General features: G+C 72.9%; 9 protein-coding genes. 6 read left to right on the top strand and 3 right to left on the bottom strand.

Annotation, left to right across the window (positions count from 1 at the left end):
* Positions 1 to 397, top strand: a 397-nt coding sequence (locus tag E1211_RS28465) for a DUF4190 domain-containing protein (RefSeq protein ID WP_132352711.1), incomplete at its 5' end; no start/stop codon positions are given.
* Between the two features lie 132 nt (positions 398 to 529).
* On the opposite strand, the gene E1211_RS28460 is transcribed toward E1211_RS28465, so the two are convergent.
* Positions 530 to 1,486, bottom strand: coding sequence for a CoA ester lyase (locus tag E1211_RS28460; RefSeq protein WP_132352709.1), 957 nt, complete (start codon positions 1,484 to 1,486; stop codon positions 530 to 532).
* 108 nt (positions 1,487 to 1,594) lie between these two features.
* On the opposite strand from E1211_RS28460, the gene E1211_RS28455 reads away from it, so the two are divergent.
* The 4 genes from E1211_RS28455 (at position 1,595) to E1211_RS28440 (ending at position 5,074) form a co-directional block, all read left to right on the top strand.
* Positions 1,595 to 2,419 carry an SDR family NAD(P)-dependent oxidoreductase gene (locus E1211_RS28455; RefSeq protein WP_132352715.1) on the top strand — a complete coding sequence of 275 codons (825 nt, stop codon included), beginning with the start codon at positions 1,595 to 1,597 and terminating at the stop codon, positions 2,417 to 2,419.
* 50 nt (positions 2,420 to 2,469) lie between these two features.
* Positions 2,470 to 3,195 carry a GNAT family N-acetyltransferase gene (locus E1211_RS28450; protein ID WP_132352707.1) on the top strand — a complete coding sequence of 242 codons (726 nt, stop codon included), beginning with the start codon at positions 2,470 to 2,472 and terminating at the stop codon, positions 3,193 to 3,195.
* Between the two features lie 393 nt (positions 3,196 to 3,588).
* A complete protein-coding gene (locus E1211_RS28445; protein ID WP_243709734.1) occupies positions 3,589 to 4,167 on the top strand; it encodes an RNA polymerase sigma factor in 579 nt (192 codons plus the stop codon).
* Positions 4,160 to 5,074 carry a CU044_5270 family protein gene (locus E1211_RS28440; RefSeq protein ID WP_132352703.1) on the top strand — a complete coding sequence of 305 codons (915 nt, stop codon included), beginning with the start codon at positions 4,160 to 4,162 and terminating at the stop codon, positions 5,072 to 5,074. The genes E1211_RS28445 and E1211_RS28440 overlap by 8 nt, the downstream gene beginning before the upstream one ends.
* A gap of 106 nt (positions 5,075 to 5,180) precedes the next feature.
* Here the strand turns inward: E1211_RS28440 and E1211_RS28435 are convergent, their stop codons facing one another.
* A complete protein-coding gene (locus E1211_RS28435; protein WP_132352701.1) occupies positions 5,181 to 5,390 on the bottom strand; it encodes an AlpA family transcriptional regulator in 210 nt (69 codons plus the stop codon).
* A gap of 189 nt (positions 5,391 to 5,579) precedes the next feature.
* Between E1211_RS28435 and E1211_RS28430 the strand changes: the two genes are divergently transcribed.
* Positions 5,580 to 5,762 (top strand): hypothetical protein, encoded by a 183-nt coding sequence (locus E1211_RS28430; protein WP_132352699.1) that lies wholly within the window; start codon positions 5,580 to 5,582, stop codon positions 5,760 to 5,762.
* A 9-nt stretch (positions 5,763 to 5,771) separates the two neighbouring features.
* On the opposite strand, the gene E1211_RS28425 is transcribed toward E1211_RS28430, so the two are convergent.
* Positions 5,772 to 7,940, bottom strand: a complete 2,169-nt coding sequence (locus tag E1211_RS28425; protein ID WP_132352713.1) for an APC family permease — start codon at positions 7,938 to 7,940, stop codon at positions 5,772 to 5,774.
* Between the last annotated feature and the right edge of the window lie 26 nt (positions 7,941 to 7,966).

Raw genomic sequence — 7,966 nt, 5'->3', positions numbered from 1 at the left:
CGTCCCGGCCGACCCGTACGCCGCTCAGCACCCGTACGGCGCGCCGCAACCGCCCGCCGCCGCCCCGTACGCCCAGCCCGGCCAGCCGCCGGGCTACCCGGGCTACGGCTACCCGGCCGCGCCCGTGCCCGCCACGAACGGGATGGCGGTCGCCGCGATGGTCGTCGGCATCACCGGAATCATGGGCCTCTGCGGCTACGGCGTCGGCGGCATCATCGGCGTCGTCGGCGCGATCCTCGGCCACATCGCCAAGCGCCAGATCCGCGAGCGGGGCGAGAGCGGCGAAGGCATGGCGAACGCCGGCATCATCATGGGCTGGATCTCCACGGGGATCGCGGTGCTCGCCACGATCGTCATCATCGTGGCGATCATCATCGCGGCCAACCAGAGCAGCTGACCGTCGCGCGCCTCGACCCACCTGGCCTCGATCGGGGTGCCGCGCGTGCGCGCTCCCGATCTCCGCGACGTGGGCCCAGTCCTCGGCAGCTGTCGTGCCGTCCGGGACTCCCCCGGACGGCACGACAGCCGGTCACTCCACGGGTGGGGTGAACGAGGAGGTACGAGTCATCCCGGCAGCCCGCCCCTTGGCGGCGATCACCAGGGCCATCTTCCGGGACGCCTCGTCGATCATCTCGTCGCCGAGCATCACCGCGCCGAGCCGGCCACCCGCCTCCGAGGTGTAGTGCTCGTAGGCGTCGAGGATCAACTCGGCGTGGTCGTAGTCGGCCTGCGCCGGCGAGTAGACCTCGTTCGCCGCCTCGATCTGGGCCGGGTGCAGGACCCACTTGCCGTCGAAGCCGAGCGCCGCCGAACGCCGGGCCACCTCACGGAACCCGTCCACGTCCCGGATCTGCAGGAACGGCCCGTCGATGGCCTGCTTGTCGTGCATCCGGGCGGCCATCAGGATCCGCATCAGGATGTAGTGGTACGGGTCGCCGGGGTAGTCCGGGATCAGCGCGCCGACCGCCAGCGACTTCATGTTGATCGACGCCATGAAGTCGGCCGGGCCGAAGATGATCGTCTCCACCCGAGGCGAGGCGGCCGCGATGGCGTCCACGTTGACCAGGCCGGCGGCGTTCTCGATCTGCGCCTCGATGCCGATCCGGCCGACCTCCAGGCCGAGCGTCCTCTCGATCTGGGTGAGCAGCAGATCCAGCCAGTGCACCTGCTCGGCGTTCTGCACCTTCGGCAGCATCACGCAGTCCAGGTTGGCGCCCGCACCCTCGACCACGTCGATGACGTCCCGGTAGGTCCACGGGGTGGTGAGGTCGTTGACCCGTACCACCCGGGTCTTGCCGACCCAGTCGCCCTCGTTGAGCGCGGCCACGATGTTCTTGCGGGCGTCCGGCTTCGCCAGCGGCGCGACCGCGTCCTCCAGGTCGAGGAAGACCTGGTCGGCCGGGAGCCCCTGGGCCTTGCCGAGCATCTTGACGCTGGAACCCGGCACCGCGAGGCAAGACCTGCGGGGTCGACCGAGAGCGGCCATGGATGGCTCCTTCCCGCGCGGCGTGCTGCCGACGAAGTTCGATACGTGACGATCCCAAAGGGAGTTACGCCACGGTAACCTCGCGCCATGACCGCGGTGAACGGAGCTGTGGAAGATCTCACTGGGCGTCGCCTGGTGGTGGTGACCGGCGCCAGCTCGGGCATCGGCCGGGCGGCCGCCGTCGACCTGGCGCGCCGGGGCGACCAGGTGGTACTGGTCGGACGTGACCCGGCCCGCCTGCAGGCCGCCGGGAGCCAGGTCCGGGACGCCTCCGGGGAGACGCCCGAGCTGTTCCGGGCCGACTTCGCGGTGCTCGACGACGTACGCCGGCTCGCCGAGAAGCTGCGGGCGGCGTACGACCGGATCGACGTGCTGGTGAACAACGCCGGAGCGATAGTGCTCCAGCCGGTCACCACTGTCGACGGCTTCGAACTCTCCATCCAGGCCAACCATCTGTCGCCGTTCCTGCTCAGCAACCTGCTGCGGGACCGGGTCGGCCGGATGGTGGTCACCGCCTCCGGCGCGCACCGCAGCGGCGCGCTGGACCCGAGCGACCTCAACCTTCCGCTGCGCCGCTACCGGGCCCTGACCGCGTACGGCACCAGCAAGCAGGCGAACATCCTCTTCACCGCCGAGGCGGCCCGGCGCTGGTCGGACGTCCACGCGCACTGCTTCCACCCGGGCGTGGTGCGGACCCGGTTCGGCAACGAGAGCCGGCTGGTCGCGGCCGGCATGCGCCTGCTGCCGTTCCGCAGCCCGGAGAAGGGCGCGGAGACGCTGCTCTGGCTGGTCAACTCCGATCCGGGGCGGCTCCGCAACGGGGCCTACTACTACAACCGGCGGCTGCGTCGTCCGCTGCGCAAGGCGGCCGACCCGCGGCTGGCCGCGCGGCTCTGGACGGCCAGCGCCAAGGCCGTCGGTCTCGACGACTGACCCGCAATGGGGTCTGCCTCGGGCACCCCGTCGCTGCCATACTCCGCGCCATGACGACGGGGAACGACACCACCACCGGGCCGGTCCTGCACGTCGCCGGCGAGGACGCCGAGTTGACCGAGCGCATCGACCGGGAGCTGACCGCCTTCAACAACGCCGCCACCGGGGCGGGCGACGAGGCGGGGCTCTCCGTCCGGGTCACCGACGACGGCGGCGAACTGATCGCCGGCCTGACCGGGTGGACCTGGGGCGGGCGGGCCGGCATCAACACCGTCTGGGTCCGGGCGGACCGGCGCCGCGACGGCTGGGGCGGCCGGCTGCTGCGGGCGGCCGAGGAGGAGGCCCGGAACCGGGGCCGCACCGAGATCTCCGTGTCGTCGTTCTCGTTCCAGGCGCCGGGCTTCTACCGGCGGCACGGCTACACCGACACCGGCATCCGGGACGGCATCCCCGGCGGCCACGTCGACCACCACTTCTGGAAGTCGCTGGTCGCCGACCCGGCCGGCACGGTGCGGCTGGTCGCGCTTGTCGAGCTGCCCGACGTCGAAGCCGGGCAGCGGTACGAGGACGCGGTGCTCGCCCTGCTCGGCCGGCACGGTGGCCGGCTGGAGCGGCGGCTGCGCACCGACGACGGCCGCGAGGAGGTGCACGTCATCCGCTTCATCGCCCCGGAGGGTCTGGAGAGCTTCCTGGCCGACCCGGAGCGGCTCGCGCTACGGGCCGCGCTCGGCGACTCCGCCCCGGTCACCCGCGTGCTCCCGGTCCACGACGTGTGACCGCCCGGCCGTGGGCGCGTCCCGGTGCGCCGGCCGCCACTGGCGGAGCAGGGCGAGCAGCGGAACGGCCAGCGCCGCCGCGCCGAGCAGCCACCAGCGCCACCGCCTCGTCCGCCGAGCGCCAGCCGGTCGCCGGTGAGCAGGTACGCGAACCTGGTCAGCCCGGCGTTCTCGGCCCGCACGAAGTCGGCGAAGCCGGCCCGGGCCCGGTCCTCAGTCGTCAACTCGCCCTCCTCACCCGGGCAGACGCCGGGCAAGCCCGCAGTGGAGGGAACCGTACCGAGGATCCGTCGTGAACCCTCTGTGGGCGTTCTGCTGATAACCGGATGAACCCTCAGCGCCCACGAAAGGTCGCGTATGCATCGGACAGGGCAAGGCGGGATCGTCGTCGACATGGAGGACGACGCGACCATCATCGGGAGGTCGGCGCGGGATCCGGACCGCTTCGCCGTCATCTTCGACCGGCACGCCTCCCACATTCATCGGTATCTGGCTCGTCGGTTGGGCCGGGAGACGGCCGACGACCTGGTGGCCGAGACGTTCCTCACCGCGTTCCGCAAACGGCGGCAGTACGACCCGCAGCGGCCCGACGCCCGGCCGTGGCTGTACGGGATCGCGACCAACCTCGTCGGTCAGCACCGGCGCGACGAGGTGCGCGAGTACCGCCTCCGGCAGGCCCTCGCCGCGGATCGGGGCGAGGACTTCCCCGCCGACCGGATCGACGCCGACGTGACGGCCCGGTCGCTTCGCCGGTTGCTGACCGGGGCGCTGGCCGAGCTCTCCCCCGGCGATCGGGACGTCCTGCTCCTGATCGCCTGGGAGGAGCTGACCTACGAGCAGGTGGCGGCGGCCCTGGCGATCCCGGTCGGCACCGTCCGCTCCCGACTGAATCGCGCCCGTCGCAAGGTCCGCCAGGCGCTGGGTGAAACCGATCCCAGCACGACTTTCGAGGAGAGCCTCAGCAATGGATGACATTCGGCTGGTCCGGGAGCTGAGCGGGAACGCCCCGCTCCCGAACTCCGGTGACCTCACGCCCGCCCGTGATCGGCTCGTCGCCGCGATGGGCGCGGAGCAGCCCGGCGGCGAACTCCCGCGGCGTCCGGCACGGCGTACCCGGCGGGTGCGGCGTCTCCTGGTCGCCGGCTGGGCGACGGCCGGCGTCGCGGCGGCTCTCGCCGCCGTGCTCGTGCTGGTTCCCGACCGGATCGGCGGCCAGGTCCCGGCCGCCCACGCGGAGGCGACGCAGGTCCTGCACGGCGCGGCGGCCGCGGCGCTCCAGCTCCCGGACGTCGAGCCTCGCCCCGACCAGTTCATCTACACGAAGACCCGCTCCGGCGCCTCGACTGACGAGTCCTGGCTGTCGGTGGACGGTACGCACGACGGGCTGCTCCGGCAGACGCCCGCAACCGACGACGAGAACACCCCGCTGCCGGGTTGCCGCGACGGGCGGGCGGCCGTGACGAAGGGTGGCCGGATGGACCCACGGCAGACCGAGCCGTGCACGCCGAGCCCGGCCTACCTGCCCGACCTGCCGACCGACCCGGACGCGATGCTCGACCACCTGAACGAGAACTACCGGGGTGAGCCGGGCGACTCGAACGCCCTGGGCAAGGACGTCCACGACCTCCTCGCGTCGAAGTACCTGCGCCCCCGGGTGCGGGCAGCGCTCTTCGAGGCGGCCGCGCGGATCCCCGGGCTCACGGTCGTACCGGACGTCCAGGACGGCGCGGGGCGGCCGGGCATCGGGATCGCCTGGTCGCACGAGGGCAAGTCCGGTGTGCTCGTCTTCGACGAGGAGAGCCACACCTTCCTCGGCACGGCCGGCACGTCGGCCATGCTGGAGGTCGCCGTCGTGGACGAGGTGGGCCAGCGCCCCTGACCCGCGTCCGCGACTAACGCCTGATCGGTACCCCGGTTGACCGGGTGCGCCTCCGCTGCGGTGCACCCGGTCAGCTACGGCCCGGACCTGACGGTCCGGGCCTTTCTCAGCTCTCGTCCGGGTTGGTGCCCTGCGCCTGCCACGGCCGGTGCTCGGAGATCCACGCTTCCACGTCTTCGACCAACCACACCGCTCCCCCGGCCAGGCGATCGAAGGGCGGCGGGAAGTCGGGGCGGCCAGTGATCTGCACGATGCGCGCTCGGGAGACGCCGAGGCGTTCCTGTAGCTCGGCGCTGCCGTACAGTCTGCGGACCATGCATCGAAGCTATGCAACTCGAAACTGTCACAGATGACAGCTGTCATATTTGACACTGTCGAGTGTGGCAGGGCACTGTCTCCGGTGTGGGCCCGCACGAACAGCAACCGGCTGGGGCCGACTCGGTGAGCGGTCCGGCTGCCTGAACGGGGTTCGGTGGCCGGGCCTGCCCGTTCTGCGGAGGTCCGATTGATCGAGCAGGAGCTGTCCCGGGCGCAGTGGCTGCCGCTGCTGGCCAAGGGGATCATCCGGGAGCACCACGCCCACGGTGCGTGCCGGCGGTGTGGCGACGACGGGTGCGCAAACCTGGCGTGGGCGCGCCAGGTGCTCAAGGGGCTCCGCCGGGCCGACACCCGGCCGGACCGGTACTGACCGGATCGTCTACTCGGCCAGATGCACGGGCAGGCTCGTCACCACCACGCCGGGCAGCGCTCGAAGGGCACGCCGCAGCCGGTGCTCGGCCCGGCTGTGCAGCAGCCGGTGCCACGGCCGCCGCACCACCACCTCGGGCACGACGACGGTGAGCAGCACGTCGGGACGGGAGACGTGCAGCGCCTCCAGGTAGTGGGCGAGTGGCCCGATCGCGGTCCGGTACGGCGACACGATCGTCTCCAGCCGCACGTGGTCTCCCCAGGCCACCCACTGTTCCCGGAAACGGTCCGCCTCGGGGTCCTCGGGGGCGATGTGCACGGCGAGGGTCGGTTGGCGCAGCGACGCCGCGTACGCCAGTGCCCGCAGCGACGCCCGGTTCAGCCGGGCCACCGGCACCACCACCAGGTGCCGTACCTGCTGCGGAAGCTCCTGCGCCTCGACGGACGCCGCCGGTCCGGCGGTTCCGCGCAGCGACGCGGCGGCGGGCGGCGGTCCGGAGCGCCGACCGTCCGGCGGCGCGCGCAGCGCCAGCGACCGGTGCAGCCTCCGGTAGTGCCGGTGGATGGCGAGCGAGGCGAGCACCAGCAGCGGGACGGCGACGACCACCACGAAGGCGCCCTCCGCGAACTTGGTGATCGCGGCCGTCACCAGCACCAGACCGGAGAGGACGGCGCCGAGCAGGTTGACGGCCGCCCGCCGGCTCCACCCCCGGTCCCGCCGCCGGTGCCAGTGCACCACCATGCCGGCCTGCGAGAGGGTGAAGGCGAGGAAGACCCCGACCGCGTAGAGCGGGATGAGCCCCTCGGTGCGGCCGCGGAACGCGATGAAGACCGCGCCCGCCGTGACCGCGAGCGCGACCAGCCCGTTGCTGAACGCCAACCGGTCCCCCATGTGCAGGAACCGGCGCGGCGCGTGCCCGGCCCGGGCCATGAAGAAGAGCAGCCGGGGGAAACCGTTGAACGCGGTGTTCGCGGCCAGCAGCAGGATCAGCGCGGTGGCCGCCTGCACCAGCGCGTACCAGGGGCCGGTGGGGAACGTCGCCCGGGCGAGCTGGGAGAGCAGGGTGTTCTCCGGGGTCGGCACCAGCCCGTTCAGGTGGATCAGCACGGTGAGCCCGACGAAGAGCACGACCAGGATCCCGATCATCCAGCTGAGCGTCGTGCGGGCGTTCCGCCACTCGGGTGGGCGGAACACCGGAACGGCGTTCGACACGGCCTCGATGCCGGTCATCGACACCGCGCCCGACGCGAAGGCACGCAGCACCAGCAGCAGCCCCAGCCCCTCGGCGGCCGGCGCCGCCGGCGGCGGGAGCGGTTCGAAGCCGCGAGCCCCGGCCCGCGCGTAGCCGACCAGGAGCACGGCGAGCAGCGCGAGGACGAAGGCGTACGTGGGCCAGACGAAGAGGTTGCCGGCGGCGCGCACCCCGCGCAGGTTGCCGGCGAGGAGCACGGCGATGGTCAGCACCCCGAGCAGCGGGGTGTACCGGGCCAGCCCGGGCAGCGCCGAGGTGACCGCGTGCACCCCGGCCGCCACCGACACCGCGACGGTCAGCACGTAGTCGACCAGCAGGCCGGCCGCGGCGAGGAGCCCCGGCCGGACGCCGAGGTTCTCCCGGGCCACCACGTACGAGCCGGCGCCGTGCGGGTAGGCGACCACGGTCTGCCGGTAGGAGAGGCCCACGGCGACCATCAGCACGGCCAGTACCGCGGCGAGGGGCAGCGACAGGCCGAGCGCCGTGCTGCCGGCCAGCACCAGCACGGCCAGCATCGCCTCCGGCCCGTACGCCACCGAACTGAGCAGGTCGGAGGAGAGCACCGGGAGCGCCACCAGCTTGCGCATCCGCTCGTAGAAGACCGCCGCGCTGGTCAGTGGCGGGCCGAACAGCGCCCGCCGGCAGCGGAACAGCGCCTGACCCACCCGCGTCGACGGGGCGTTCGCCGGCTCGGTCGCCACCAGCTCGCCCGGCTCGCCCGCCCGGAACATGGCGATCGGCGCGAGCCGACCGAACCGGCCGGGCGCCGGCTCGGCCCGGCTCCGTTCGAGCGTCGGATCCAGCGGCAGCCGCTCCGGGTCCGGCGGAGGTCCGTCCGCGGGTACGTGCCAGCGCTCGCCGATGCGGCGCAACGCGCCCAGCTCCGCCCGGTCCAGCGGCGGGAACTCGGCCGAGGGCGTGACCACCGTCCCCGGCGCCCCCTCGCCCGCAC

This window comes from Micromonospora sp. 15K316 (assembly GCF_004348525.1).
In the GTDB taxonomy this organism is placed as follows: Bacteria; Actinomycetota; Actinomycetes; order Mycobacteriales; family Micromonosporaceae; genus Micromonospora.
Note: the sequence above shows the minus strand (reverse complement) of the source record. Positions and strands in the feature narration are given on the sequence as shown.